The sequence below is a fragment of the Pararobbsia alpina genome, from assembly GCF_902859895.1.
Lineage (GTDB): Bacteria > Pseudomonadota > Gammaproteobacteria > Burkholderiales > Burkholderiaceae > Pararobbsia > Pararobbsia alpina.
The window spans coordinates 64198-90970 of the sequence record NZ_CADIKM010000009.1; the positions used below are offsets into that span (position 1 = coordinate 64198).

The following is a 26773-nucleotide window of genomic DNA, read 5'->3' on the forward strand; positions in this document are numbered from 1 at the left end:
CGCCATGCTTCGCTTCTTGCCAAGGATCGACGCCGCGACGCTGATCGCATTCGGCTGCATTCTGCTGCTGCTCTTGTTGGGCGCCGCAGCCAAGCCGGGCTTCCTGTCAGTCGACTATCTCGCCCAGCAACTCCAGATCGCCTCCTTCCTCGGCACGATTGCGACGGGGGCAATGATCGTGATCCTCATAGGGCAGATTGACCTGTCGATCCCCTGGACGATCGCCATCGGCGGCATGATGGCCACCGGCGCCTCGGGGATCCTCGGGGACGCCCTCGGCGTGCCGCTCGCCATCCCTTTCGGGATCTTCTGCGGTCTCCTGGTCGGGGTGGTGAACGGCTTGGGGGTTGCCTATCTGCGGGCGCCTTCAATGATCTTCACGCTGGGCATGAACGCCGTCGCCCAAGGCCTGATGGTCTTTCATACCGGCGGCTTCGCGCCGCAGGATCGAGCCACCGGGCTCATGGTCGCGATCGCTAGCGGCCAGTTGATCCCGGGAATTTCAAATCCCCTACTCGTATGGATCGTGCTCGGGGCAGTCACGGTCTACATGCTGACGAGCACCCGGCTCGGCCGCCAGATCTACGCGATCGGCAATCGGGAGCGGGCCGTGTTTCTCTCCGGCGTGGACAGCCGACGGGTTACCGTGATCGCCTTTGCGCTGTCCGGCACCTGCGCCGCGGCCGGCGGCGTGCTGCTTGCCGGCTGGGCGAATCGCTCCTATCAGGCGATGGGCGACCCCTATCTGTTGCCTACGATCGCGGCGATCGTGCTTGGCGGCACGAATGTGCTCGGCGGCCGCGGCACCTATCTCGGCACCGTCGCGGGCGTGATCCTGATTACGCTTCTGCAATCGATCCTCTCCGTGCTACAGCCGCAGGACTATTTCGCGGAGATTGGCATCAGACTGCCGGCCGACGTCTTCCGCCAAGTGGTTTTCGGTCTGGTGATCATCGTGATGATGATGTTCTATGGTCGCGAAAAGGTGGTTCGGTAGGCGCTGTTCACCCCAAATCATCAGGCAGCTGAGCGGCGTGCGCCGGGCTGTGCCAAATCGAGCCGGTTACCGCCCAGCGATTTCGCGATGTATAACGCTTGGTCAGCAGCTGCCAGCAGGTCGGTAAGCGTGGAGGCTGTGCTTCCAAGCTGCGCCAGGCCAATGCTGACCGTGGCCTTTACCTCAGTTCCGTTGACGCGATGAGAGATCTTCTCAGCGAAACGTCTAACTACGGCCTCGCCCACCTCTTTGGCACGGATGCTGTCATGACCAGGCAGCAGCGCAGCAAATTCTTCTCCGCCAAGGCGAGCGAGAATCGCCTCGGAACCCACCGCGCTCCTGACAACTTCGCTAAATGATTTCAGGATCTGGTCCCCCGCCTCGTGACCGTATCGATCATTGATCGCCTTGAAGCGATCAAGGTCGAAGGCAAAAAGTGAAATGGGCAGGGATGCTTCGCCGTCGCGAATGACGCGCGCGCCCTCTTCGAAGAACCATCTGCGATTGCCGAGACCGGTCAGATAGTCGGTTTGCGATTCCTGCACAAGCTGGCCATGGGCTTCCTCGCGGACGAGTCTGAGCAGCGACATCGGCAGAATGACCGAATACAGCACGCCCTCGTACATCGTGATTGTGCTGGCAATGGACTCAACATCATGCCCGTACCCTGTCACCAGCCAAGGCAAGATGAATGCCCTGAAGGCATAAAACAGCGCATGGACGCCCGACACCAACATGGTGATGTTCCGGGATTGCAACCCTTTCATCCCGTCGTTTCGCAGCAGTTCGAGAGATGTCATGCCGCAAACCAACCCGATTGGAAATGCGCATCCGTAGTACCAGATTGCATCCGGCCACTGCGCGCCTCCAACTGCCCACGTCAGCGCCATTGCGGCAAGCAGGCCCATCGAAGCTGCGCGGTATTGCCGTTTGTTCAGCGATGCGACACCGTGCAGAATCAACAGATAGCCGCAAAGGAGGATGAGGTTGCTCAAAGCAGAGCCTGTCACGCCGGGAAGGTCGTGACGTAACGTCACCGCAGCGCAGCCGATGGCAAGCGTCGCGTATCCCGCTGCCAATATCCCCAACTCCCTGCTGCGCTTTGGATGTATCCGACGCTCCCAAAGCGTCAGTGCAGAACTGGCGAACAGCGTCCCGATCGCAAGTAGATAAACGGTAATAAGATCAACGTGCATCTCTGATGTAGTAGCGCCCGATATATCGCGGCGGCAGGCGCATTTTCGCTCGCCGTGTATATCTATAACGGCCCGGAGGCGGAAAACTTGAGACTACAGCCCGTTCCGGTTGGACATTGGCTCAATAGCGTTGTTGTATGCAACGACGAGTGCGAGCGTGGATGTCCGTGATGGATTGCCAGCCACCTGACGTCTGCTTATCGGCCGGATGCGGCTGCGGGTCTTAGTCAGTCGCGTTTTAATACAGCGCTGTAAGCCAGATTGCCATCGGCGACGGCAAACAGGAAGTCGTTATCTCTTCCACTCCCGTCATCGACGAGGGTAGCGAGACCGGTCAGCGTTTGGCTGCCCACCTGCAGGGTCATGCCATAGGCATCGACCGTCGGATCGATAACGAATAACGTGCCAGGGAAAGCCTGTCCGGCCGCATCCCGGTAAGAGAGAATTCCGTTAACATCGATACTCAGAGCGGTGAGTGTCTGTGTGAATGAGTAGGCCCCTGCGGCGCGCGGCAGTGTACCCGGCTCGTTAAAGTAGTCCGGATAGAAGTTCAGGAACGAGATCGTCCCGCTGTCATCGGCAGTGGTGTAGTTGGCGAATGCGGTGCCGGTACGATCATCGAACTGTCCAACGATCTGGAAAGGTTGCACAGGCCCGGCACTAGCGGTCGGCGACACCAGCGTGACATCTGTCCCATCACAGTTTGTCTGTAGATAGGTCGTGCCGGCACCGGAAAAAAAAGGTCCGTTTGCTGCGATGTTTGCACTGATCTGCTGACAGTCGTTGGTGATAAGGCTCAACGCACCGTCCGCTGTCACGATCACGAACATGCCCGTGTCGCCGCCATTCAAGTTCGAGTGCAGATTGCCGTTCCAGATGCCTTCCATGATGCCGGCAACCCCGAACGGCCTTTGGGTGCTGTGATCGTCGTGGCCGCCGCCGCATGCCGCCACGCTGCCTAGCAGGACAGCCGACAATAGCCAAACCCAGAACGTCTTCATGGCTTCACCTGCATGTTACATAGACCCGAAAGTGGCCTGGCAAATAATGCAGCGGCGTAAAGCGGGGTCAGTGTGTCGTCGGCATGCGATTCGTCGCAAAGGCCAAATATCTGAGCAAGATCGATTCCCGCGGAGAAGCCGCCGCCGCCGGTTACCTGGTTGCTATGGCGTTTTAAGCGGCCATCGCCGAAGACTCAACGTAGCGATGGTGTTCCGTACACGGACCTCGGACGGCGGGACATGGAACTCGTGGAAATTCGACAACTTCGAGATCAATGATCAGTACTTCTTTCGGCCAAACTTTTGGCTCGGTGGCGGCTATATCTTTACCGACGCGCGACTCGCTTCGACCGTCGGCGGTTTCAAACCCGAGTTGGCATCAGATCACCCTGATGCTCGACTACGATGTAACCAAGCGGACGTCGCTCTATATGCAAGCTGAGGGGCAGCACGTGGTCAGCGCGCACACGGGCACGGAGTTTGACTATGCGGATAGCTTGGCAGCAGCGGATATGTCCTCGGGTGAAAACCAGGTGGTCTATCGCGTCGGAATCACTCACCGCTTCTGACGGGCGCCGCGCCTTGTGGCGTTTCCAAATCTCAAGATTCCCTGGCTGCCCCGCGACAACTCGATTACTCTTTTCATTGCTATCGCACTGGCGGCCAGGCACCCCGTCACTCCCTTGCGCGCCGGTGACCGCTGAAGAAGGGAGAGCGGAAATATTCAGCAACCGTTCCATCCTTATTTGACGTTGCGGAGCCTTCGGCTGCCGGCAGCGGCGGCAGCCGACCAGACGGTAGCGGCTTCGACCAGTCGCTGAAGGAGGAACTCGCGATGAGCAACGAGTCAAGACCGGGCGACGGTACGCCCGCCGATCAGATGGCAGGCGATGCGAGCCGTATCGACGATGAGGCGGTACTCGAGGATCCGAGCGTGCGCGACCATCCACGCTACCACCAGATGTTTCCGGTCCTCACGGAGGTCGAAGTCGACAGGGTGCGTCGCTTCGGCAGCCCGTTCTGCTACTTCAAAGGCGAATTGCTCTATCGTGCGGGAAGCCTTTGCCCGGGAATGTTCGTCCTGCTCTCGGGCAAAGTCCGGATAGTCGGTCGTGATGGCCTCGGCCACGAACGGATCATTCACACCTACACGCAGCGCGGCGAGTTCACCTCGGATGTCACCCAACTCTCGAGCAAGCCCGCGGTTGTAGACGCGCATGTTGTCGAAGATGTCCAGGCGCTGTTGGTGCGGCCCGACGAACTCAGCGCCATGATGATCAGCGAAGCCGATCTTGGCGAAAAGATCATGCGCGCACTGATTCTGAGGCGCGTCCTCGTGATCGAGCGCGGACAAGGTGTTGTTCTTGTCGGCACCTCCGGTAACCCCCACCTCCTCGCCTTGCAGAATTTCCTGCGCCGCAACGCTTTTCCTAACATGACGCTCGATGCGGACCTGGACATGGAAGCCATTGCGCTACTCGAGCGCCTGACGCCGAAGCCCGACGACTTCCCGCTCGTCGTTTGCCCGGACGGCACTGTGCTGCGAAACCCCGATGAGGGGCAGCTCGCATCTTGCCTCGGACTGATTCCCGAGTTCGATCCGACGCACGTCTACGATGTGGTAATCGTCGGCGCAGGCCCCGGCGGGCTTGCGACGGCCGTCTACGCGGCATCAGAGGGAATGTCGGTCGCGGCGCTCGATGGTCGCGCACCCGGTGGCCAGGCCGGTACGAGTTCGCGCATCGAGAACTATCTGGGCTTCCCCACCGGCATCTCGGGGAACGCTCTCGCGGGCCGCGCCTTCGTTCAGGCGCAGAAGTTCGGTGCACATATCGGCATCCCCTGCGAGGTCAAGGCTTTGTATTGCGACAAGCAACCGCCTGCCGTGGGGCTTGCCGATGGCCGCCGCATTACCGCGCGCACGGTGGTCATCGCCAGTGGCGCGGAGTATCGGCGGCCGGTCGTCGAAGACCTCGCGCGCTTCGAGCGCTGTGGTGTCTATTACTGGGCTACGCCGATCGAGGCGAGGCTGTGCCGCAAGGAGCCGGTGTTGCTGCTCGGTGGCGGCAATTCGGCTGGGCAGGCGGCGGTCTTCCTGGCATCACATGCCGAGCATGTGCATATGTTCATTCGAGGCGCGAGCCTCGAGCACAGCATGTCGCACTACCTGAGCGAACGTATCGCATCGCTGCCGAACGTTACACTTCATACGCGCATCGAACTGACCGCGCTTGAGGGGGATGCGCGACTCGAACGCGTGCACTACCGTGGCGCCGGTGGCATTGAAGGATGCATGACGGCACATCATCTGTTCGTATTCATCGGCGCGGATCCGAATACTGGCTGGCTCAACACATGCCGCGTGTCGCTCGACCGCAAAGGGTTCGTATTGACGGGCACTGACCTTGCGGAAGCTGGCGTGCAATCGATGCCGTTACAGACGAGCGTCGAGGGCGTCTTCGCAATCGGCGACGTTCGTTCAGGATCGACCAAGCGCGTCGCGTCGGCAGTGGGCGAAGGCGCAGCCGTGGTGGCGCAGATTCATCGTTTCCTGGCTAGTGCGCGAGAAAGCATGTCGAGTCCAGTCAGATAGTCATGCCGCGGGAAGGGCTGCGACCAGCTCCCGCGTCGTCAAGATGGCGTGCGCATAGGTGGGCCCGTTCAGCTCGTGTGCCGCATGCATCATCTCGTGCTTGAACGCGGCCGTAGCGTCCTTTACAAGGGTCACGTGGTAGCCGAGTTCCGTTGCAAATCGCGCGGTGCACTCGATGCAGGTATTGGCAAGCAGCCCCACTAGCACGACATGTGTGATGCCATGTTGTTTTAGCTGGAAGTCAAGATCGGTATTGGCAAAACCGCTCGAGCCCCAATGTTCGAGCGCGATGATGTCGCCCGATTGCGGTGCGAACTCTGGATGCCATTCCCCTCCCCACTCGCCCTTGGCAAAGTGGTGGCCTTGCATGATCTTGCGCTGATTCGGACTCGGATGGCACCAGCATTCGTAGTCGCCCGGCTGCCACCGGCGGTGCGGTGCGATAACGACCTGGATACCGGCATCCCGGACAGCCTTGTTGATGGTGCGAAGATTGTCGAGCAGTCCGACTTCTTCGGCAACGTCCTTGATAAACGGCCACACCTTGCCGCCTTCTGAGAGAAAGTCGTTATAAGGGTCGACGAGCAACAACGCCGTCGACTTTGCGCTGTAGGTTATCTGGCTCATACGAATTGCTCCAGAACAGGATGTCGCCATTTTATCGCCATGCTCGCCACACTTGGCGTGACTATACGTACTCCTTGACTATAAGTTTGGCGCCGCGCTTACTGTATCGGCCGGCGCGGAACCCAAACTACTTCGAAGCGAGACAATCTCCTCGTGAATTCATACAGGGCTCCAACACTTGAACACCACGCCCACCCGTACAGTTGAGCCTCTCGGGTTCTCCTAGTCTCCTCGCCAATCGGAGATCGTATGCCAGACAACATCCCTCCCCCATCGCCGTCTCGTCGCCGTTTTGTTGGTGTGGCAACGGCAACCGTTGCCGCAGGCACGATGAGTCGGCCCGCGTTCGCAGAAACGAATCAAGCTATCACTGAAGTTGTACAACCGGCGGGCGGCGACAAGACCGCTATTCGTCCGCTTCGCGTGCATGTGCCTGAATCACAACTTGTCGACTTGCGAAGACGCGTCAAAGCGACAAGGTGGCCTGACCGGGAAACGGTCACCGACGACTCGCAAGGCGTGCCACTCGCGATGATTCAGCTTCTCGCGCGCCATTGGACGACAGACTACGACTGGCGCAAGTGCGAGGCGAAACTGAATGCACTACCGCAGTTCGTGACCGAGATCGATGGGCTGGATATTCATTTCATCCACGTTCGTTCGAAACATGAAAATGCGATGCCGCTCATCGTCACGCACGGCTGGCCCGGCTCGGTCATCGAGCAGTTCAAGATTATCGATCCGCTGACCAATCCCACGGCATATGGCGCGAGCGCGTCGGACGCCTTCCATCTGGTGATCCCGTCTTTGCCCGGCTACGGGCTCTCAGGCAGACCCACCACTTCCGGCTGGGGTCCCGACCGCACCGCCCGTGCCTGGGTCGTGCTGATGAGGCGCCTTGGGTACACGAAGTTCGCGTCGCAAGGCGGCGACCTGGGTGGGATTATCTCGAATGTGATGGCCAAACAGGCGCCGCCGGAACTGCTGGGCATTCACGTCAACTTTCCTGCGACCGTGCCAGCCGACATCATAAAGGCGATCCAGGCAGGCGATCCGCCGCCATCCGGTCTCTCGGACGATGAAAAACACGCGTACGAGCGACTGAGCATCAACGCCATGAAGCGACGCGGCTACGCGATCGAGATGGCAACTCGCCCGCAAACGCTCTACGGACTCTCGGACTCGCCCGTGGGCCTCGCAAGCTGGCTCCTCGACCACGGTGACGGTTATGGCCAGCCGGCAGGCGCACTCACCTCGGCGGTGTTTGGGCGCACAGTCAACGGACTATCCCCGGGCGAGTTGACACGAGACGACCTCCTCGACGACATCACGCTCTACTGGCTGACGAACACGGGGATTTCCGCGGCGCGCTTCTACTGGGAAATTCACTTCAACTATCTCCTTGCTGCCGACGTCTCCGTGCCGGCTGCCGTGAGTGCCTTCCCAGGTGAGAACTATCAGGCTCCCCGGAGTTGGTCGGAACAGGCGTATCACAAGCTCATCTATTACAACAGGCCTGACAAAGGCGGCCACTTTGCAGCGTGGGAACAGCCGCAATTGTTCGCTAATGAGGTTCGCGCGGGCTTGAGACCGTTGCGCCAAGGCTGAAGGAGTCATCGTATGGGCGCAGCGAGCAGCAAAACTGTCGAGGCAATCGCCAAGAGGTCTGCCCGCAATGCATGAGCCTAGGGTTTGTCCCGAGGTTCGCTGGCCACAAAGGTAGCAAAACCCAGCGCTTCGATATCAGTGATGGACTAGGATTTTATCTGTTGTTACGCTCATCGGGCTTCAGCATGGATCGTCGATGCAGGAAGCGAAGCCTGCCTCAACCACTCCATGGCGAAAGCGACCATCGGCAAAAATGACAAACAACGCACTACAGGATTTCGCCGGGAAATCCGTCCTGGTTACGGGCGCCAGCAGAGGCATCGGTCGAACCATCGCCAAGATGCTGGCAGCACGCGGCGCGACCATTTCTGCGATGGGACGTTCGTCCGAAGATCTTGATTCGTTGCGCGCCGAAATCGGGGGGACCAGCCTGCCGGTCGACTTGGAGGACCTGGCCGCAACCCGACTCGCGGCCGAGGCGGCGATGCCTGTCGACTATCTGGTGAACTGCGCGGGCATGACCATCCTTGAACCCTGCCTCGATGTTTCGATCGAGACGTTCAACCGCGTGCTGACGATCAACACCCTCGCCCCCGTCATTCTGGCGCAAGCGTACGCACGTGATCGCATCAAACGCGGAGTGCCGGGCGCGATCGTGAATGTGTCGAGCGATGCTGCGTTCATGGGCATCCAGGATCATCTGGCCTATTGCGCGTCCAAGGCCGCGCTGGATGCCGTCACGCGGGTTTTGGCTGTGGAACTCGGGACGAATGGCATTCGGGTCAACAGCGTCAACCCGCACGTCACGATGACGGACATGGGCCGCATGGCATGGAGCGCACCAGAGAAGGCCAACCCGCGCCTCAATCGGCTGCCACTAGGCCGCTTCCTGGAAACGGACGAGGTCGCCGAGTCCGTCATCTTCATGCTGACCCACGGCGCGCGGATGGTGACCGGCCAGAGCCTGCGCGTCGACGGTGGCTACAGCGTGATGGGATAGTCGTCATCTTTTTCCGCTCCGTCCGCGCAGGTTGAATCCAGATGAGATGCCTGCAAGGACGGCCAATCAGAAAAACCAGAGATCAAGGACAGAGAGCATGGCAAGAGAATTGGAAGGCAAGGTCGCCGTTGTGACTGGGGCTGCATCAGGCATTGGGCTGGCCAGCGCAAAGGCGCTGTTGGCGGCCGGCGCGCGCGTGGTGCTGGTCGACCGCGACGAGGCAGCCCTGGCGGCAATTTGCAGCGAGCGCGGCGATGCGGCGATTCCGCTGGTCATCAATCTGCTCGACCCGAAGGCCTGCGCGACGCTTGCACCGCGCGTCCTGGAACTGGCAGGGCAGATCGACATCCTGCATGCCAATGCAGGCAGTTACGTCGGCGGCGAACTGGTCGACGCCGACACGGAGGCGATCGACCGGATGCTGAACCTCAACGTCAACGTCGTGATGAAGAACGTCCACGACGTCTTGCCCCATATGATCGGCAGACGGACCGGCGACATTATCGTGACGAGTTCCCTGGCTGCCCACTTTCCGACGCCATGGGAGCCGGTCTATGCATCGTCCAAATGGGCGATCAACTGCTTTGTACAGACGGTGCGGCGCCAGGTCTTCAAACACGGAATCCGCGTCGGTTCCGTCTCACCCGGCCCGGTCATTACCTCACTGCTCGCCGACTGGCCCGAGGAGAAGCTGAGCGAGGCCAAGGAATCGGGCAGCCTGATCGAAGCCAGTGAGGTCGCCGAGGTGGTGATGTTCATGCTGACGCGGCAGCGCGGCATGACCATTCGCGACGTGATCATGATGCCCACCAATTTCGATCTCTAGGGAGACCAATGACGGTTTTTGTCATGGTACGTTTTTCCATCTCGCAAGGGCGCGTACCCACCGGTTGCGGGCCGAGGTCGAAGTCCATACCGCTCTTGCATTCCTGCTTGCTTTAGACGCGGGGCATCGGCGCCCAGGGACCTCTGGCGGCGTTTGCTCCGTTCCACGAGTTCAAAGGAGTTGAGAGATGGAAATCCGCGACCCCTCCCCCGGCCTCTACAACGAAGATCTCGCGCCTGCCAAGGAACGCAACTGGGGGGCCTTCAGCATCTTCAACGTCTGGACCTCGGACGTGCACAGCCTCTGGGGCTACTACCTTGCCGCCAGCCTGTTCCTTCTGTGCGGCAGCTTTGTCAACTTCGTGCTGGCGATCGGGCTCAGCTCGCTGGTGATCTTCGCGCTGATGAACCTGATCGGCTACGCCGGCGAGAAGACCGGGGTGCCTTACCCCGTTCTGGCGCGCGCTTCCTTCGGCGTCTGGGGTGCCAACCTGGCGGCACTGGTGCGCGCCATAGTCGCATGCTTCTGGTACGGTGCGCAGACGGCAGCCGCTTCAAGCGCCATGGTCGCGCTATTGATCCGCAATGACAGCCTGATGGAGTTCCACAAGGGCACCCACTTCCTCGGTCACTCGGGGCTGGAGGTGATCTGCTACTTGATCATCTGGGCGCTGCAGCTGCTCGTCATTCAGAAAGGCATGGAGACGGTGCGCAAATTCCAGGACTGGGCCGGTCCGGCGGTGTGGGTCGCGATGCTGATCCTGGCGATCGGCCTGTGCGTCAAGGCCGGCGGCTTCACATTGGACCATGGCATGCCGATGAACCTGCTGCTCGAGAAGACCAAGGACGCCGGTGTCAGTGGCGAACCCGGCTCGGTTTCGGCGCTGATGGCAGTGGGCGCGACCTGGATCACCTACTTCGCTGCGCTCTACCTGAACTTTTGCGACTTCTCGCGCTACGCGAAGAACCGCAACGCAGTCAAGAAAGGAAATCTGTGGGGCCTGCCCGTCAACCTGGTCGCGTTCTCGCTGGTCGCCGGCGTCACCACCATCGCCGCCTTCAGGGTGTACGGCGAAATGCTGCTGCACCCCGAGCAGATCTCGGCCAGGTTCGACAGCTGGGTGTTGGCACTCATCGCGGCGCTGACCTTCGCAGTCGCCACGCTCGGCATCAACGTGGTGGCCAATTTCGTTTCGGCTGCGTTCGACATCTCCAACGTGTTCCCCAAGCAGATCAGCTTCAAGAAGGGCGGCTATATCGCCGCGACCATCGCGCTGGTGCTCTACCCGTTCGCGCCGTGGGAAGGCAATGCCGCGCACTTCGTCAACGCCATCGGCGCCACGATGGGCCCGCTGCTGGGGATCATCCTGGTGGACTACTATCTGGTGGCCAAGGGCAACATCAACGTCGCGGCGCTTTACCAGGAGCATGGCGAGTACCGCTATGAAGGCGGCTGGAACGTCAACGCGCTCGTCTCCGCGGCGGTCGGCAGCGTGTTTTCGACCTTCCTTCCCAACTTCACCAATCTGCTGCCGACCTGGTGGAATACCTATGGCTGGTTCTTCGGCGTGTTGATCGGCGGCGGCATGTACCTGATCATGGCGACGCTGCGGCCCCGTAACACAATTGCACCAACCCGCGCCTAACGGCGCTCAACGGGTTTGTCGGGTCGCTGCATGCGGTTACGCGCGTCGAGCTACCTCAATCTATCTGCCCGCGCGTTTCAATCGGTCGATGAACTGTAATGCCGGCGGTGACAATACGCCGAGCTTGCGCGTCACGATTCCGAAGGTGGGTGACTTCGACTTGAATTGAACCGGCAGGATGCGCAGCATGCGATGCCGGGTGAACAGGCTCGCGACCGCTGTCGGCAGCAGCGAGACCAGGTCGATACTGCATTGCAGAAGCGCGACGGTGATAAAGGTCGAGGCGGTGGAAATCGCGCTGATGGGCATCGCCGCACCCGCCAGTTCCATTTCCCGCTGGAGCAGTGCCTGCATCGGCATCGTGCTCGGATAGGTCACCCAGCGATGTCCGCCGAGGTCGGCGAAACTCAGCTCGCGCTTGGGCAGCGGCGCATGATCGAAGCCGACCACGACCGACACGGGTTCGTCGCCCAGCGATTGATATCGATACTTCGAGGGATCCTGGCTGACTGCCGAGCGCCCGATCACCAGATCCAGCCGGCCGTCGTCGAGCAGGGCGAGCATGCGCGCGCTGGTGTCCTCGACGATTTCGATCGACAGTCCGGGGCTGCTCTCCTGAAGTTCGTTCAGGATCGGCACGACCACCTCCGGAATGGCGCCCATGATGGCGCCGACCGCGAGACGACCGCCGGTGCCGGAGCGGATATCCGCGACCTCCTGGCACAGCGAGCCGAGTTCGGAGGCCAGCAGCCGCGCATAACGGATCACGCAGTGACCGAACGGGTTCGGCACGAGCCCGGTCTTGGTCCGTTCGAAAAGCGATGCCTCAAGCATCGCCTCGAGCTCGGCAAGCGCCTTGCTGGCCGCGGACTGCGTCATCGACATCGCGGTCGAGGCCTTGTGCAGCGACTTATGGTCGTCGAGCGCAATCAGCAACTGAAGCTGCTTCATGCGCAGGCGGGTCATCAGAACGTCGAGGGCGGTTTTCATGGGGCGGATTTCAGGCGCTTGGTATGAGTCCTGAAAGCGATCACAGGATGGAAAGCTTTCACTATGCAGCATCGGAGTCGCGCGGCATAGTGGCGGGCACGATAAAAGCGGAGACATTCATGCCCCAACCCGTATACAAAGGCGTATTCCCTGTCGCGCCCACGATTTTTGACGAGGCGGGACGGCTCGATCTCGACGGACAACGCCGCGCGATCGATTTCATGATCGACGCGGGATCGCACGGCGTCTGCATTCTTGCGAACTTCTCCGAGCAGTTCGCGCTGACCGACGAAGAACGGCTCCAGGTGCAGGACACGGTGTTGACCCACGTGGCAGGCCGGGTGCCGGTGATCGTGACGACCACCCACTTCAGCACGCAGGTCTGCGCGCAGCGCAGCCGCGCCGCCCAGGATGCGGGCGCGGCCATGGTCATGATCATGCCGCCGTACCACGGCGCGACCATCCGCGTGGGCGAACGGGGCATCCAGGAGTTCTATAGCCGCGTCTCCGACGCGATCGACATCCCGATCATGATCCAGGATGCGCCCGTGGCCGGCACCCCGCTGTCCGCGTCGTTTCTGGCAAAGCTCGCGAAAGAAGTCAGGAACGTCTCGTACTTCAAGATCGAAACAGCGCAGGCCGCTTCGAAACTGCGCGAGCTGATCGAACTCGGCGGCGATGCGATCGTCGGTCCCTGGGACGGTGAAGAAGCGATCACGCTGATCCCGGACTTCGATGCCGGTGCAACCGGCGCGATGACCGGCGGGGGCTATCCGGACGGCATTCGCAAGATAGTCGACGCCTATGCGGGCGGTGACACCGCCAAGGCTGCCGAGCTGTATCAGCAATGGCTTCCGCTGATCAACTACGAGAACCGTCAATGCGGTCTCGCCGCATGCAAGGTGTTGATGAAGGAAGGCGGCGTGATCCGCTCGGATGCGACACGCCATCCCTTTGCGCCCATGCATCCCGCGACCCGCGCCGGCTTGCTGAAAGTGGCGCGTCCGCTCGACCCGCTCGCGCTCAGGTGGGGAAAGTAGGCCGCCCTACTCGGTCGACGGGTAAGCACGGATAGTTCCAAAATGAACAACGTATACATTGGACTTTGTATAACGTATGCGTTATCCCTATCCGTGCTGTACATGAGCTAAAGCACATCCCCAACCATTTCCAAAAGGATCCCTGCCGTGTCGCAAGCCTTATCGAACTTGTCGGACCCACGCCTTTTCACGAGCCGCTCCGGCCGGAAACTGAGCTTCACCTCACTGGGTTTCGGCAGCGCGCCGCTAGGCAATCTCTATCGTGTCGTGAGCAACGAGCAGGCGCGGCACACCCTGGAGGCAGCCTGGGAGGACGGCGTACGCTATTACGACACCGCCCCGCTCTACGGCTATGGCCTCGCGGAAACGCGGGTCGGTTCGTTTCTGCGCGAACGGCCGCGCGACGACTATGTGCTCTCGACGAAGGTCGGCCGACTGTTGCGGCGCTGCGCACCCGAGCAGCGTGACGGTATCGGCAAGTTTTTCGACGTGCCCTCGCGTGAGGTCATCTACGACTATTCATACGACGGCGTCATGCGCAGCTTCGAAATTTCGTTCGAGCGCCTCGGTGCCGACCGCATCGACATCGCGCTGTGCCACGACATCGACATCTTTTCGCATGGCAGCGCAGAGGCCAGCGCGCAGCGCACCCGTGAATTTCTCGACGGCGGTGTGCGCGCGCTAAGCGACTTGCGCAGCCAGGGCGTGGTCGGCGCGATCGGCATCGGTGTCAACGAATGGCAAGTGTGCGAGACCGTGGCACGCAATGCCGATGTCGACCTGTTTCTCCTCGCCGGCCGCTACACGCTGCTTGAACAGGAATCCCTCGACTCGTTCCTGCCGCTATGCCAGCAAAAGGGCATGGGCGTCATCATCGGCGGCCCGTTCAATTCGGGCATCCTCGCGACCGGCCCGAAGCCCGGTGCGTATTTCAACTACGCCCCCGCCTCGCCGGAGATTCTCAAGCGAGTCGGCGATATCGAGAACGTATGCCGTTCGCATGGCGTGCCCTTGCGCGATGCCGCGCTTCAGTTTCCGTTGATGCACCCGGTCGTGGTCAGCGTCATCCCGGGTGCGATCACACCCGCCGAGGTCCGCGGCAACGTCGAGTCCATGCGCACCCCGATTCCCGCCCAATTGTGGAGTGACCTCAAGAGCGAAGGCCTGCTGCGTGCCGATGCGGTCATCGCCGATCGCCAAGCGGCTTGAGGCGCATGCGGGAAGCTTTCGAGCGCTACTAAAAACCGAATTCGCCCCACGGGGCGCAAAATAAATCGGGGAAACACACGATGGAACGAATGGGCTTTGTGCTCGGCATCAAGGCGGACGCCATACCAGAGTACAAGCGGCTGCATCGCGAAACCTGGCCTGAGATTATCGACATCATTTCCAGGGCCAACATCCGGAACTACTCGATCTTTCTGAAAGAGCCGGAGAACTTGTTGTTCGCCTACTGGGAGTATCACGGCAGCGACTTCGCGGGCGATCAGGCACGGCTTGCCGCGGAGCCGCGCATGAAAGACTGGTGGATGCTGTGCGAACCGATGCAAGCCCCTCTCGAAACACGACAGCCCGGCGAGTGGTGGGCACGCCTGGAGAGCGTGTTCCTCAAGCCATGAGTGGTCCACGGGACCGCTAACTCACGCGGCCATGCAGCCACGGTGGTTCATGGCCGGGAGGACGCCCCGGCCAGGCATCGCGCAGCAAACCCCACGGCTATGGGCAACAGAAGTGAACTCGCCGGACTCGACCCTGCACCCGCTTCAACTCGAGATCGCCAGGCGCTCCAGCAAGGGTCGCCATGCCGGCTCGACCGCGAGACCGAAGATATCGGCAAGCGCCGTCTCGAGTTCGTCAATGTGCAGACCGCGCTGTTCGTGAGAGCCGCCGCGATGTCGGATCGTCAGTCGTCCGTCCATCAATGAGAACCGGGCGTCCCGCGTGGCCCGGGCGACCATCAGATGCGCTTTGAACGGCGATGCCGGATGCGTCGACGTGAACCAGTTCAACGGCTCATAGTCCACGTCGAGCAACGGTGTCCCCGAGACTTCGTAGAGTGCTCGCCAGATGTCACCGGCATGAGCCTCCACAGTCGATGTGTCGCCGTTCGGCACGATACGGTAAATCTCATGCCGCGTCGGTTGCGCTTCGATAGCGTTGAAGCGAAGCGGGGAAACAGGGACGGTGCCGCCAAATCCGACGTCGACGAGCCAGGGCTCTCCATCGATCGTCACGCGCAGCGCCATATGGGTACGCGGTCGCGGCGGATCGTTTTCATGTCGGCCCCACAATACGCGGGCGGCCAGGTTTTCGACGTGGAATCCAAGTGTGGCGAGTACCGCTCCCAACAACCGATTTTGCTCGAAACAGTAGCCACCCCGCCGCCGCTCGACCAGTTTCGCCTCGATCGCCGCGAGAGAAATGTCGATGGGGCGTCCAAGCAAGACATCGATATTCTCGAATGGAATCGCTGCAATGTGGTGCTCGACGAGATCGGCCAGGGTCTCCAGGGTCGCATCCGACGAGCCTGTATAGCCGGTTCGTGAATAATATCGGTCGAGGTTGATCATCGGCTTGCCGTCGTTGCTCATTCGGGGAAGTTCGCTTTAGTTCAGTCCTCAAGCACGCGCTCAGAGTATGGCATATGGCTTTGATCACGAACGATCCGCATCAGCCGCTCCGAGAGACGTCGGGCTGCGGGCAGGAGGCGATGCTCGTACACTAGCTGCAGCCTGCGCGCGATGAACATGCGTGCGCGGTTCGCGCCGTCCACGGGACGTCGCAACCGCCATGCCGGCCACCTTCGCAGGCATTGCAAGCCCCGTGTCCTGATCAACCAGGGAGAGCCACATGCTTGTCTACGTTCTGGCACTATTGATCGGCATCGTCGCCGGTCTGCGCACCCTGACCGCGCCGGCAGTTATCAGCTGGGCAGCCTATCTAGGCGTGCTGCCTTTGCTGGACACGCCGCTCGCCTTTCTCGCTCATCCCGTCACGCCGTACATCCTTACCGTGCTCGCGATTGCCGAGCTGATCGCTGACCAGTTGCCCAAGACGCCGAGCCGCAAAGTCCCGCTTCAGTTCGGCGCGCGACTCGTGAGCGGCGCACTGTGCGGCGCCGCGATTGCCGCTCCGAGCGGAATGATTCCGGCCGGATTGATCATCGGCGTAATCGGCGCGGTCATCGGAACGTTGGGCGGAGCAAAAGCCCGCGCGATTCTTGCCGCCGCTCTGCGCCGCGATGTCAAGGCTGCACTGATCGAGGACGTCGTCGCCGTGGCCGGCGCGGTGGCCATCGCCGCATCGCTCTGAGCGCGTTGCCGGATGGCGGCCGGACGGAGACAACTTGACGCGCTTTGCGCGTAAGTCATCTTGCGCATACTCGACGCCAAGGCTTCCGGTCAATGAGAGGTATCTTCGGGTTCCATGGCGTCGAGGCCATTCCCTCGACAGACATTTCACGGGGGGGTCAAGATGAATCGGCTCGATGGAAAAGTCGCGATCGTTACCGGTGCGAGCGCAGGGATTGGCCGGGCGACCGCGCTCCTGTTCGCAGCGGAAGGTGCAAAGGTCGTGGTCGCGGCGCGCCGCGCAAGCGAACTCGAAGCGCTGGTCGGCGAGATCAAGGCCAAAGGCGGCGATGCGGCCTTTCTTGCAGGTGATGTCACGTCCGAAGCCTACGCCAAGGCACTCGTCGCGCTTGCGCTCGAGCGGTTCGGACGACTGGATGTGGCGTTCAACAATGCGGGCTCGCTCGGCGAACCGGGGCCCAGCACGCAGGTCTCGGAAGCCGGCTTCAGCGCGGCGTTGGCGACCAATCTCACGAGCGCCTTTCTCGGTGCGAAGCACCAGATACCCGCCATGCTGTCTGGCGGTTCTGGCTCGGTCATCTTTACGTCGACCTTCGTCGGCTATTCCTGCGCGTTTCCAGGCACCGCCTCGTACGCGGCAAGCAAGGCCGGCCTCATCGGGCTGACTCAAGCGCTCGCGGCGGAGTTCGGGCCACAAGGCATCCGCGTCAATGCCATCCTGCCCGGCGCGGTCGACACGCAAATGTATCGCGACATGAACGACACTGCGGAATCGCAGGGCTTTATCAGAAACCTGCATGCGTTAAAGCGTGTGGCCATGCCCGAGGAAATCGCACGCTCTGTCCTGTATCTTGCTTCCGACGACGCTTCGTTCGTCACCGGCACGGCGTCGCTGGTCGATGGCGGAGTGTCCATCACGCGAACATGAGTGGGGCGGTCGCGAGCCGAAAGACGACACTTTTGTCGCTGACTTTGCGCGCCGCCATTCACGACATCAATACCCGACATTTTCAATAGCCGGTGGAAGACTGTCCGTTACTGGCCCAGAATATGGCCCGATAAGCGAATTCCCCCTTCGCTGACAATTAAATAACGGAGACAGCAATGAACGCGAAAGGGAGCATCGACGTCGGCAAGGTCATTGACGGCGGACGCGTCAACGGTTTGCAGATCGGGCTGCTCATCATGTGCGGCCTGTGCCTCGTGCTTGACGGCTTCGACGTTCAGGCCATGGGCTATGTCGCGCCGGCCATCATTCACGCATGGGGCATCTCCAAGGCATCGATGGGACCTGTCTTCGGCGCCAGCCTGTTCGGATTGATGCTGGGTGCACTGGGCCTGAGCGTGCTCGCCGACAAGATCGGCCGCCGCCCGGTACCGATCGGTGCGACGTTCGCCTTCGGCTGCCTGATGCTGGCAACCACACGCGTCACGAACATTGACGCTCTGCTCGTGCTGCGCTTCGTCACGGGATTGGCATTGGGCTGCATCATGCCCAATGCGATGTCGCTCGCGGGAGAGTTCAGCGCGGCTCGCATGCGCGTGACCAGCATGATGTTGATTTCGTGCGGTTTTACCGCGGGGGCCGCCGCCGGCGGTTTCGTCAGCGCGGCGCTGATCCCCGCGTTCGGCTGGCCGTCGGTGTTTATTGCCGGCGGCGTGCTGCCCCTGATCCTTGCGCTCGCCATGGCGATTTGGCTGCCCGAGTCGACCAGTTCCTGGTCCTCAAGCATCGCGTGACAGGACGCAGCCGCGCACGCGTCACCCGCTGGCTCAAGCTGTTTGAACCCGGGCTGACCATCGACGACCGGACCACCTTCGTCCTGGCGGAGCAAGGTCACCGGGGTGTGCCTGTGGCCATGCTGTTTGCGCACGGACGGGCGAAGTTCACGGTGCTGCTGTGGATCGTGAACTTCATGAACCTGATCAATCTGTACTTCCTTTCCAACTGGCTCCCGACCTTGATTCACGACGCGGGCTACAACACGCGAACCGCGGTACTGGTCGGCACGACGCTCCAGGTCGGCGGGGTGATCGGCACGCTGCTGCTCGGCAGGTTCATCGAACGGTGGGGATTCATCAAAGTGCTCGCGACCTCGTTTGTGATCGCATGCATTGCCGTTGCCGCCATTGGGCAAACGTCCCATGCGCTGGTGCTGCTGGAGATCGTGGTCTTCGTCGCGGGCTTCTGCATTGTGGGCGGACAGCCCGCGGTCAACGCCTTTGCGGCAGTCGGTTATCCGACGGATCTGCGGGCAACGGGAATTGGCTGGAGCCTGGGGATCGGCCGGATTGGTTCCGTGCTGGGTCCGATCGTCGCGGGCATGCTGATCGCACGGAACTGGTCGACCCCCTCCCTGTTCCTCGCGGCAGCTGTACCGGCCCTGGCTTCCTGTGTGCTGATGCTGGCGCTTGGGCGGACGACCGCACGCCGGTCGGACTGGGAAATGTCGTCGGGAACGGCGGCTCGGTAACGCAGTGCTTTCCTGAAGATCAAGGCTCTGTGCCTATATCACGGCCCTTTGGCGGCAAGCGTTGACGGTTTGAATGCGGGCCTACGCTGACGAAACCTGGAAGATCCAGCCATACTGACGCTCACGTCAATGTCTGGAGGCAAATTCATGGGGTTCGATTTCAACGGCAAACGCGTCGTCGTCGCGGGGGGCTCGCGCGGCATCGGCCGCAGCATCGCGCTCGGGTTCGCGCAGGCAGGCGCCGCCGTGTCCGTCTGTGCACGCAACTTGGAAGGATTGAAAGCGGTCGAGGCCGAACTCGCCGTCCATGGCCATCCGGTCCATACCGCACCTTGCGATCTCGCTGACGGCGAGGCGATCACCGCTTACATTGGGACCGCTGCCGAGTCGCTCGGCGGTATCGACATCTTGATCAACAACGCATCCGGTTTCGGAGGCGGGGATACCGAAGCCGGCTGGGAGGCCGGCATTCAGGTCGACCTGATGGCAACGGTGCGCGCGGGTCATGCCGCACTGCCATTCCTGCGGCAGTCGGCCAACGCCGCCATCGTCAATGTGACGTCCATCGCAGCGCTGCGTCCGTCGACACGTACCCAGTCTTACGCGGCGATCAAGGCAGCGGTCGTGCACTACACGGCTTCCCATGCATTGACACTCGCCCCGGATCGAATCCGTGTCAACTCGGTTGCGCCCGGCTCGATTGAATTTCCCGGTGGATCGTGGGAACAGCGCAAGACTTCGGATCCCACGCTGTATGAGCGGATACAGCGTTCGGTTCCGTTCGGCCGACTCGGAACGCCTGCGGAGGTCGCGAGTGCGGTGCTGTTTCTCGCCAGCTCGCACGCGGGCTGGATCACCGGCCAGACATTGGTGGTCGATGGCGGGCAGGTGCTGACGTAGAGGTCAAGCGGAGCGTTTACGGCGCGTTTGTCGATGCGCTTGATGCCTGTCCCTCCATTGCGGCCATGGGCTATTGCGCTTGCCGCGATCATTGCGGCCACCATTACTTCTACTTCACTGACGATTCAACAGATGGATGATTATTTCACCTTCGATGCCGGCAACGTGGTGTTGCAATCCGGCACGACCTTCCGTGGGGCGAAGCTTGCTTACCAAACTTACGGCACGCTCAACAACGACAAATCGAACGTCATTCTCTATTTGACGTCGTTTGCCGCGCATCACTACGACATCGACTGGATGGTCGGGCCTGGCAAGGCACTCGACACCGACAAGTATTTCGTCATCATCCCGAGTTTGTTTGGCAATGGGCTCTCGTCTTCGCCGAGCAATGCGAGCGTGCCCTACAACAGCGACCGCTGGCCGAACGTCACCATGATGGACAACGTGCGCATCCAGCATCGGCTCTTGATGGAGCAACTGGGCATCCGCTCGGTGCGCCTGGCGCTCGGCTGGTCGATGGGGGGCATGCAGGCCTATCACTGGGCGGCCCTGTATCCAAACATGGTCGAGCGCCTGGTCGTGCTGTGCGGCGCGGCGAAGTGCTCACCGCATAACCAGGTTTTTCTCGAAGGCATTCGCGCCTCCCTGACGGCCGATTCCGCGTTTGAAAACGGCTATTTCGTGCGGCACCCCGAACGAGGCTTGCGCGCGATGGCGCGCAGCTACGCGGCGATGGCCATGTCCCAGACGTTCTATCGGTCCGAGATGTGGCGAGCGTCCGGGCACTCGTCGCTTGAGGACTATCTGGTCTTCTCTTGGGAAGGCAACTTCCTCAAGCGCGACGCCAACAATCTGCTGTCGCACCTCTGGACGTGGCAGCACGCCAATATCGCGGACAACGAACTCTATCGCGGCAACTTCGATGCGGCGCTGCGTGCGATTACCGCCAAGGCCCTGATCATGCCCGGGGATACCGATCTTTACTTCCAGGTCGAGGATAACCGGCTCGAAGTGGAGCAGATGTCCAATGCACGGCTGCTGCCGATCCGCTCCGACTGGGGACATCGCGCTGGCTTGCCGTCAGTATGCAAGGAAGACGCCGACTTCATCACCGCTTCGATCAGGAGCTTGCTGGACGATTGATCCCCTCGCGTGGGGCACGCATGTGCCCCACCGCCGCACACGAAACCCTCTTTACCCTATTTTTACTTGCAACACGCTTTGGGGGACGCCAATATTTATGGCGTGCTGCTGGGGCCGACGCCGGGGACGCGTCTCCTGTCAAAGTGCGAAAACGCCGAGCGAAATTGAACGTGCTATGGAAATGTTGAAATCGGAGATTCATCCAAGAACGGCGACCCACTGCGAATTGCACTATGAGTGTCGTGCGTGATCTAGCGGGAAATTCCACACGCTATGCTAACGCTGGCTCGAGGTCGGGTTGACTTATGGGCCTGCTTCTACTCCGAAATCCATGATGAGGCGTTGCTAAACCGATACCGGGCAATGATGTCCGGCGCGGAACGGCAAAAAGAATTGCGCTTCCGATTCGCTGAGGACCGGCGGTGCTACGTCGTGACGCGCGCCCTGCTAAGAACCGTGCTGTCCCGTTATGCTGCGCTCGATCCTTCGCAATGGTCGTTTGCGCTCAATGCCTATGGAAAACCAGAAATTGGCAACCCTTACAGGGCGAAACAGCGCATCAGCTTTAATCTCTCCCATACGGATGGCTTGATCGTGTTGGCCATCACTGCCGGTTCGGCGCTGGGCATCGACACGGAAAACGTACGCACCCGACGAGCCCCGATTGACATTGCTGACAGCTTTTTTGCAGCCGACGAGGTTGCGGCGCTCCGCCAGCTTACCGTTGAAGAGCAAGACAAGCGATTTTTCAGCTACTGGACCCTGAAGGAAGCGTATGTCAAGGCACGCGGCATGGGATTGTCCATTATTCCGCTTGACAAGTTTAGCTTCCATCTTTCCGGCGATCGGGGAATTGGAATTTCGTTTCGTTCGCCGCTGCATGACCCGTCTACTTGGCGTTTTTGGCAGTTTTGCCCGTCGCCCGACCATCTTGCGGCGCTGTGTATCGAATGTGACAACCCGATTTCCATAGAGTCGGAAGTTGCAATCAGGAAAGCCGTCCCACTGCATGGAGAAGAAACTATTACCTGCCGCGTAATTCGACAATCCATGTAGTGATATCAGTTGCGGGTAGTTCACTTGACTGTGTGCGCAACCTGCAGGCACGAGGACGGCGTAATCGACCTTACATCTCGTCAGCCCGCAAAGACCGGATTCGAAGGTTTTCGCGTTTTACCGACTTTTTAACACGCACTTCGATAAGATATCAATCGGTATGTCATATGTGTGGGTAGGCCACTCAGTCGCGATTTCCAAGGGGCCGATCATACTGGCCTGTCAGCTGCCAAGCAATCAATCGTCGATCAACTACGTGTCGTAATCATACGGCCTGTCCTTTAACTGATTGTCCTTATAGTGACAGAATACATTCATTATTTACCACAAGACTTGTTATGAGCGAAACCAGCGAAGAAATCTATATCGTCGTCGTCAACCACGAAGAACAGTATTCGATCTGGCCTGAATACAAGGCTATCCCGACAGGCTGGAAAACCGTCGGCAAGAGCGGACCGAAGCAGGGTTGCCTCGACTACATCAAGGAAACTTGGATCGACATGCGCCCGCTTAGTCTGCGCCGGCAAATGAGTCTCTGACTCAGGCACAATTGCGTGCGCCCCGACAACGGAGGCGCGCATGCAACTGCGGCCCCATTTTGAATGCCCCCCTGTAAGCAGCGGCCCGCCGCGCCGGTAGGCGTCCCGTCAAGAGACACCTACCGCCGAGCGACGCGTGCCGCTGCATGAAACGATCACGCCATTGGCCTTTTACGTCTCGACGGTACAGGTTGGAGTTCGCCTTCTCCTCGCAGATCGTATCCATTCAGAGTTAGTTCCAGCGTCCCACGACTAATGGGCGTGTCGCGTCCTCTCAGTTATCTATTGGCCACATCTCGTTCCCGACGTACCGGTTTGGCTTCGGCCTTTGCCCGGCGAGGTCGGTTCGACCGCAACCCACACGTAACGCTTCGCTTGTAGCGCTCTTCCCGCTTCCTTGCTCACTGTTGTCTCGTCGGCGGACACAATTTCGCAGTCGAGCAGGTGATCAAAAGCATGTTCACTAGCCGGTTGATCGAAAGCAAGCGCTGTTTGCCGGGCAGGTTAGGAATTCGTTCAGACCGCAGGCAAAAGTGTCACCTCGATAGCGCATCGCCCCAGTGTTTCGAGACCGGGGCGGTAACACTTCTAATTTGATCTATGGCTGGTGTGCAGCCGGAATCCAAAAAGGGGAGCGCCGAGTTGCCGAAAATCTCGGCGCTCCCCCGCAGCGAACTCAATTTTGAGATGCTTGCGGCCTCTGCTAAGAAAACGGCTACATGGACTCGTTAGCGACCTCCTGCTCGCTCCTCCCCTCGAAAGCTGTCCGCCACCAAACCGCCAGCTCCTGCACATGGGGTGCTTTGAGGACGGTGAAATGGTTCCCCGGAACATGCCAGACGCAGAGGTTGGGCGCATGTCGCCTCCAGCCCTCAATCGTCTCCCGCTGCGCGAGCTGGTTGGACGCAACGTCGAGCGCTGGGTCGTCGACCACCACCAACCTTACGGGCCCGGTATAGGGATGCCGCGGCAGGTAGATCGTGCGCAGCGCGGTCCCGAAGACCCGTGCCGGCCCGCGCATCGCGTCGGGTGTCGAGCGTTGCGGGAGCATGCCAACACGCACCATGCCGGAATGCAGCTGGCGCATCTGGCCAGCATCGTCCTGCGCGCGGAGCACCGCAGCATCGATGCCGAACGACTCGCCCGCCGCAAGTTGCATGGCCTCGACTAGCCGCTCCAATACGCCTGTTGCCGTATAAGGTTTGCCGACCATGCCGTCGCCCCCCGGGGCTTCACTGTCGATCAGCGTCAGCGAAGCCACGATACGACCTCGCGCGAGCAAGCGGGATGCCATCTCAAATACAACCCAGCCACCGAAGGAGTGTCCGATCAGGTGGATCGGGCCGTCGGACTGAACTGCGTCGATTGCCTTCAGATTGGCTTCGGCCGCGGCTTCTACACTACTGTATGGCACCAAAGCGCCGTCCAGTCCGCGCGGCTGCAGCCCGTGCATCGGCCAAGCCGGTCCGAGCGTATCTGCAAGCCCGACGAAGCCGGTTACGCTGCCTCCCGCGCCGGGGACACAAAAGACCGGAGCGTGACCGGCGCCACCGTTTTGGATAGTCACCAGTGGCTGATAGGACATTTCCGATAACACCGGAATTTGCCGCGCGGTGATTGTGCACACTGCCTCGCTGATGGCACGACCCAGCGCCTGGACATGCGGCGCCTCCATCATGGTCAGGTGGTCGCCCGGCACCGTGACACAATGCAACCGCGCCCAGGGCAGAACCTCGTCCCAGCCCAGACTGCCGGTAAGCGGCGGCGCGTCCTCACGACGCTCCTCGGCGACGAACACGTGCACAGGCACGGAGATCGGAAACACAGTGTAATTCGCCAGCGCATGGCCGTGCGCCACCTCGCGGTCAACGTATTGCCAAAGTTCGCCCGCGCTGTAGGCTGCCAGTTCCGGATGGAGCACCCCTTTCTCGCGGCACCGCCGCACTAGGCCGTCAAAGTCAACGCTGCCGACGTCCGCCCGCAAGCCGGACAATGTCCGCACGATCGGTTCAATATCCGTCTCGGCTGGCGCCTGCCTTTTCCAGAATATGTCGCATTTCTCCAGCAGAATCCGCTTGTGAGCGCTCTGGGGCAGCCAGCGCGACTTGTCGTTCTCCACTAGCTTCGGCAGAGAGGTATCGATCAGCCCGACGAACTCAACCTCCTCGTCCTGGCCAACGAGTTGCATCGCGATCTCATAGGCCAGCACGCCGCCGAACGTCTGCAACTGTGTTTCCCCCCAGGGGATGCCAGACAGTCCGTAGACAGGGATGTCCGGATCGATGTGCGCGGCCAGCGCCGGAAAATAGAGATCCAGGCCGGTGAACTCGTGCATCAGGAATAGCGGTCGTTGCGTGCCGCCCGTGCGCACCGGCACGATCGTGTCGCGCCGCTGAGTGTCTGGCGTCCGGCCCTGCAGCATCGACGCCATCGACGCGACGCTCTGATGCGCAAACAGCTCGCCTACCGCCAGTTCCACGTCCAAGCGCTGGCGCACCTGTGAGATCAGCCGCACTGCCAGCAACGAGTGCCCACCCAACTCGAAGAAGTGGTCGTGACGCCCCACCCGCTCCACACCGAGCACCTCGCACCACAGCCGCCCCAGCGTCTCTTCGAGCTCGCCTTGCGGCGCTGCGTAGCCGCGTGTGGCGTAGGCATCGGCCTCCGGCTCAGGCAGCGCTCGGCGATCCAGCTTGCCGTTCGGCGTCAGCGGCAAGCTGTCCAGCCGCACGTAGGCTGCCGGCACCATGTACGCCGGCAACTGTGCTTGCAGGTGCGCGCGCAGGTCTTCCGCTTCCGCTCCCGCGTTCTCCTCTTGCGCCGTGTAGTACGCCACCAGCCGCTTGTCGCCCGGCGCGTCCTCGCGCGCCATCACCACGGCGTCTTTCACGCCTTCGTGTTGGGCCAGCTTCGCTTCGATCTCGCCCAGCTCGATGCGGAAACCCCGGATCTTCACCTGATCGTCGTTGCGGCCCAGGTATTCGATGTTGCCGTCCGGTGTGATCCGCGTCGCAATTACCCAACGGATACCACTCGATCTGCGGCTTAAGGAGCTGCAGGCTCATGAGACGGGACCATCGTCATGCGGAAGCCAACCCGCAGATATCAGCATGGTCCACCGTCGATCTTCGGGCGCGATCGCGCAGTCACGGATGCCGGCTGATCGACAAATGTGCGATTCAGCTTGTGCCGCCCAAGACACGCAATCACACGACACAAGATGAGATGAATAACTCGACCGAGTCGAGATTGCACTCGAATCGCCGCAACACGATTAACACCGCGACTGATGTAGGCCACTTGCGGCCTCGTTGTCGCGCGCTGCAACGACATAGCTTGCTCCAGCTTCAATACCGAAGCCGAGTCTAGTAGTGCCGGTTGCGTGGCGGCAAGAAAAAATCTAGTAAACACTGACGAGAACCGCGGACCGATCAAGATTCGCGCCCACTGCGGCCCTCCGTTGTTGACCCGCATGCGAACTGCGCGCGCTTAGTAAACAAGGCATGCTCTGCTTGAAATCGAAATGTTCCGCAGTGGGAACGACCGGCGTCGGCTCGCTTTACATATTGATTTCACTGACCGCGCGCATGCGTGTTCCTGTCGGCAACATAACAATTGTGGAGGTTCGGGTAGCAGCGAGATTGACGTTGCGTAAGATTGCCGGCATGTGGGTGATTCGATATACAAGCCGCCCCGCACGGACGCTGCTGCGATCTTTAAATCTTCTCCTCAGACGGCCGTATTTTTGCGCGAGATTTATCTCGTGGAGCTTATGCTAGCTGTCCCAAACAACGGGGCGGCGACGCCCGGATAGCATGGCTTTC

At 60.7% G+C, this 26773-nt stretch carries 22 protein-coding genes and 1 pseudogene; 17 read left to right on the forward strand and 6 right to left on the reverse strand.

Going from position 1 to position 26773, the window contains the following annotated elements; all coding sequences use genetic code 11:
• The first annotated feature begins 4 nt into the window (after positions 1-4).
• Positions 5-997: an ABC transporter permease gene (locus HV670_RS12165; RefSeq protein WP_175105037.1), complete on the forward strand. Its 993-nt coding sequence runs from the start codon at positions 5-7 to the stop codon at positions 995-997.
• A 20-nt stretch (positions 998-1017) separates the two neighbouring features.
• On the opposite strand, the gene HV670_RS12170 is transcribed toward HV670_RS12165, so the two are convergent.
• Together HV670_RS12170 and HV670_RS12175 are read right to left on the reverse strand one after the other, a co-directional pair.
• Positions 1018-2193 carry a GGDEF domain-containing protein gene (locus HV670_RS12170; protein WP_175105038.1) on the reverse strand — a complete coding sequence of 392 codons (1176 nt, stop codon included), beginning with the start codon at positions 2191-2193 and terminating at the stop codon, positions 1018-1020.
• 227 nt (positions 2194-2420) lie between these two features.
• On the reverse strand, positions 2421-3194 hold the full coding sequence (locus tag HV670_RS12175) for a hypothetical protein (protein WP_175105039.1): 774 nt from the start codon (positions 3192-3194) through the stop codon (positions 2421-2423).
• Between the two features lie 275 nt (positions 3195-3469).
• Here HV670_RS12175 and HV670_RS12180 point away from each other — a divergent pair, with 275 nt between their 5' ends.
• Both HV670_RS12180 and HV670_RS12185 read left to right on the forward strand, forming a co-directional pair.
• Positions 3470-3763 carry a porin family protein gene (locus HV670_RS12180; RefSeq protein WP_175105040.1) on the forward strand — a complete coding sequence of 98 codons (294 nt, stop codon included), beginning with the start codon at positions 3470-3472 and terminating at the stop codon, positions 3761-3763.
• Positions 3764-4029: 266 nt separating this feature from the next.
• Positions 4030-5787 (forward strand): FAD-dependent oxidoreductase, encoded by a 1758-nt coding sequence (locus tag HV670_RS12185; RefSeq protein WP_175105041.1) that lies wholly within the window; start codon positions 4030-4032, stop codon positions 5785-5787.
• On the opposite strand, the gene HV670_RS12190 is transcribed toward HV670_RS12185, so the two are convergent.
• Complete coding sequence (locus HV670_RS12190; RefSeq protein ID WP_175105042.1) at positions 5788-6414, reverse strand: cysteine hydrolase family protein; 627 nt, start codon at positions 6412-6414, stop codon at positions 5788-5790.
• A gap of 249 nt (positions 6415-6663) precedes the next feature.
• Between HV670_RS12190 and HV670_RS12195 the strand changes: the two genes are divergently transcribed.
• From HV670_RS12195 to HV670_RS12210, 4 genes are all read left to right on the forward strand, one after another.
• On the forward strand, positions 6664-8022 hold the full coding sequence (locus HV670_RS12195) for an epoxide hydrolase family protein (RefSeq protein WP_175105043.1): 1359 nt from the start codon (positions 6664-6666) through the stop codon (positions 8020-8022).
• Between the two features lie 253 nt (positions 8023-8275).
• Positions 8276-9022 carry an SDR family oxidoreductase gene (locus tag HV670_RS12200; protein WP_175105044.1) on the forward strand — a complete coding sequence of 249 codons (747 nt, stop codon included), beginning with the start codon at positions 8276-8278 and terminating at the stop codon, positions 9020-9022.
• A 97-nt stretch (positions 9023-9119) separates the two neighbouring features.
• Complete coding sequence (locus HV670_RS12205; protein WP_175105045.1) at positions 9120-9848, forward strand: SDR family oxidoreductase; 729 nt, start codon at positions 9120-9122, stop codon at positions 9846-9848.
• Positions 9849-10035: 187 nt separating this feature from the next.
• Positions 10036-11493 (forward strand): NCS1 family nucleobase:cation symporter-1, encoded by a 1458-nt coding sequence (locus tag HV670_RS12210; RefSeq protein WP_175105046.1) that lies wholly within the window; start codon positions 10036-10038, stop codon positions 11491-11493.
• A 60-nt stretch (positions 11494-11553) separates the two neighbouring features.
• Here HV670_RS12210 and HV670_RS12215 read toward each other — a convergent pair whose 3' ends face one another.
• Positions 11554-12483: a LysR family transcriptional regulator gene (locus HV670_RS12215; protein WP_175105047.1), complete on the reverse strand. Its 930-nt coding sequence runs from the start codon at positions 12481-12483 to the stop codon at positions 11554-11556.
• A gap of 119 nt (positions 12484-12602) precedes the next feature.
• Here HV670_RS12215 and HV670_RS12220 point away from each other — a divergent pair, with 119 nt between their 5' ends.
• The 3 genes from HV670_RS12220 to HV670_RS12230 all read left to right on the forward strand — a co-directional run bounded on the left by HV670_RS12220 (position 12603) and on the right by HV670_RS12230 (position 15142).
• Positions 12603-13523, forward strand: coding sequence for a dihydrodipicolinate synthase family protein (locus HV670_RS12220; RefSeq protein ID WP_175105048.1), 921 nt, complete (start codon positions 12603-12605; stop codon positions 13521-13523).
• A 147-nt stretch (positions 13524-13670) separates the two neighbouring features.
• Complete coding sequence (locus tag HV670_RS12225; RefSeq protein ID WP_246257281.1) at positions 13671-14732, forward strand: aldo/keto reductase; 1062 nt, start codon at positions 13671-13673, stop codon at positions 14730-14732.
• Positions 14733-14821: 89 nt separating this feature from the next.
• Positions 14822-15142, forward strand: a complete 321-nt coding sequence (locus HV670_RS12230) for an L-rhamnose mutarotase (protein ID WP_343054409.1) — start codon at positions 14822-14824, stop codon at positions 15140-15142.
• Positions 15143-15286: 144 nt separating this feature from the next.
• On the opposite strand, the gene HV670_RS12235 is transcribed toward HV670_RS12230, so the two are convergent.
• A complete protein-coding gene (locus HV670_RS12235) occupies positions 15287-16114 on the reverse strand; it encodes an arylamine N-acetyltransferase family protein (protein WP_246257283.1) in 828 nt (275 codons plus the stop codon).
• Positions 16115-16373: 259 nt separating this feature from the next.
• On the opposite strand from HV670_RS12235, the gene HV670_RS12240 reads away from it, so the two are divergent.
• The 7 genes and pseudogenes from HV670_RS12240 (at position 16374) to HV670_RS12270 (ending at position 22949) form a co-directional block, all read left to right on the forward strand.
• Complete coding sequence (locus HV670_RS12240; protein WP_175105050.1) at positions 16374-16835, forward strand: DUF4126 family protein; 462 nt, start codon at positions 16374-16376, stop codon at positions 16833-16835.
• A gap of 162 nt (positions 16836-16997) precedes the next feature.
• Positions 16998-17762 carry an SDR family oxidoreductase gene (locus HV670_RS12245; protein WP_175105051.1) on the forward strand — a complete coding sequence of 255 codons (765 nt, stop codon included), beginning with the start codon at positions 16998-17000 and terminating at the stop codon, positions 17760-17762.
• A gap of 176 nt (positions 17763-17938) precedes the next feature.
• A pseudogene (locus HV670_RS12250) lies at positions 17939-19308 on the forward strand (MFS transporter).
• Positions 19309-19455: 147 nt separating this feature from the next.
• A complete protein-coding gene (locus HV670_RS12255; protein WP_175105052.1) occupies positions 19456-20208 on the forward strand; it encodes an SDR family NAD(P)-dependent oxidoreductase in 753 nt (250 codons plus the stop codon).
• Positions 20209-20250: 42 nt separating this feature from the next.
• Entirely contained in the window at positions 20251-21354 is a 1104-nt protein-coding gene (locus HV670_RS12260) for an alpha/beta fold hydrolase (RefSeq protein ID WP_246257285.1), read from the forward strand.
• Between the two features lie 363 nt (positions 21355-21717).
• Positions 21718-22410 (forward strand): 4'-phosphopantetheinyl transferase family protein, encoded by a 693-nt coding sequence (locus tag HV670_RS12265; protein ID WP_175105054.1) that lies wholly within the window; start codon positions 21718-21720, stop codon positions 22408-22410.
• A gap of 338 nt (positions 22411-22748) precedes the next feature.
• Positions 22749-22949: an MbtH family protein gene (locus HV670_RS12270; protein ID WP_175105055.1), complete on the forward strand. Its 201-nt coding sequence runs from the start codon at positions 22749-22751 to the stop codon at positions 22947-22949.
• A gap of 715 nt (positions 22950-23664) precedes the next feature.
• Here the strand turns inward: HV670_RS12270 and HV670_RS12275 are convergent.
• The gene (locus HV670_RS12275; protein WP_217478412.1) at positions 23665-25905 is read right to left on the reverse strand and encodes a thioesterase domain-containing protein; all 2241 of its coding nucleotides are present in this window, start codon (positions 25903-25905) and stop codon (positions 23665-23667) included.
• Between the last annotated feature and the right edge of the window lie 868 nt (positions 25906-26773).

Excerpts from the sequence above, each read along its gene's own strand:
- HV670_RS12165 (WP_175105037.1), top strand. The coding sequence starts at position 5 with ATGCTTCGCTTCTTGCCAAGGATCGACGCCGCGACGCTGATCGCATTC.
- HV670_RS12170 (WP_175105038.1), bottom strand. The coding sequence starts at position 2,193 with ATGCACGTTGATCTTATTACCGTTTATCTACTTGCGATCGGGACGCTG.
- HV670_RS12175 (WP_175105039.1), bottom strand. The coding sequence starts at position 3,194 with ATGAAGACGTTCTGGGTTTGGCTATTGTCGGCTGTCCTGCTAGGCAGC.
- HV670_RS12180 (WP_175105040.1), top strand. The coding sequence starts at position 3,470 with ATGATCAGTACTTCTTTCGGCCAAACTTTTGGCTCGGTGGCGGCTATA.
- HV670_RS12185 (WP_175105041.1), top strand. The coding sequence starts at position 4,030 with ATGAGCAACGAGTCAAGACCGGGCGACGGTACGCCCGCCGATCAGATG.
- HV670_RS12190 (WP_175105042.1), bottom strand. The coding sequence starts at position 6,414 with ATGAGCCAGATAACCTACAGCGCAAAGTCGACGGCGTTGTTGCTCGTC.
- HV670_RS12195 (WP_175105043.1), top strand. The coding sequence starts at position 6,664 with ATGCCAGACAACATCCCTCCCCCATCGCCGTCTCGTCGCCGTTTTGTT.
- HV670_RS12200 (WP_175105044.1), top strand. The coding sequence starts at position 8,276 with ATGACAAACAACGCACTACAGGATTTCGCCGGGAAATCCGTCCTGGTT.
- HV670_RS12205 (WP_175105045.1), top strand. The coding sequence starts at position 9,120 with ATGGCAAGAGAATTGGAAGGCAAGGTCGCCGTTGTGACTGGGGCTGCA.
- HV670_RS12210 (WP_175105046.1), top strand. The coding sequence starts at position 10,036 with ATGGAAATCCGCGACCCCTCCCCCGGCCTCTACAACGAAGATCTCGCG.
- HV670_RS12215 (WP_175105047.1), bottom strand. The coding sequence starts at position 12,483 with ATGAAAACCGCCCTCGACGTTCTGATGACCCGCCTGCGCATGAAGCAG.
- HV670_RS12220 (WP_175105048.1), top strand. The coding sequence starts at position 12,603 with ATGCCCCAACCCGTATACAAAGGCGTATTCCCTGTCGCGCCCACGATT.
- HV670_RS12230 (WP_343054409.1), top strand. The coding sequence starts at position 14,822 with ATGGGCTTTGTGCTCGGCATCAAGGCGGACGCCATACCAGAGTACAAG.
- HV670_RS12235 (WP_246257283.1), bottom strand. The coding sequence starts at position 16,114 with ATGAGCAACGACGGCAAGCCGATGATCAACCTCGACCGATATTATTCA.
- HV670_RS12240 (WP_175105050.1), top strand. The coding sequence starts at position 16,374 with ATGCTTGTCTACGTTCTGGCACTATTGATCGGCATCGTCGCCGGTCTG.
- HV670_RS12245 (WP_175105051.1), top strand. The coding sequence starts at position 16,998 with ATGAATCGGCTCGATGGAAAAGTCGCGATCGTTACCGGTGCGAGCGCA.
- HV670_RS12255 (WP_175105052.1), top strand. The coding sequence starts at position 19,456 with ATGGGGTTCGATTTCAACGGCAAACGCGTCGTCGTCGCGGGGGGCTCG.
- HV670_RS12260 (WP_246257285.1), top strand. The coding sequence starts at position 20,251 with ATGCCTGTCCCTCCATTGCGGCCATGGGCTATTGCGCTTGCCGCGATC.
- HV670_RS12265 (WP_175105054.1), top strand. The coding sequence starts at position 21,718 with ATGATGTCCGGCGCGGAACGGCAAAAAGAATTGCGCTTCCGATTCGCT.
- HV670_RS12270 (WP_175105055.1), top strand. The coding sequence starts at position 22,749 with ATGAGCGAAACCAGCGAAGAAATCTATATCGTCGTCGTCAACCACGAA.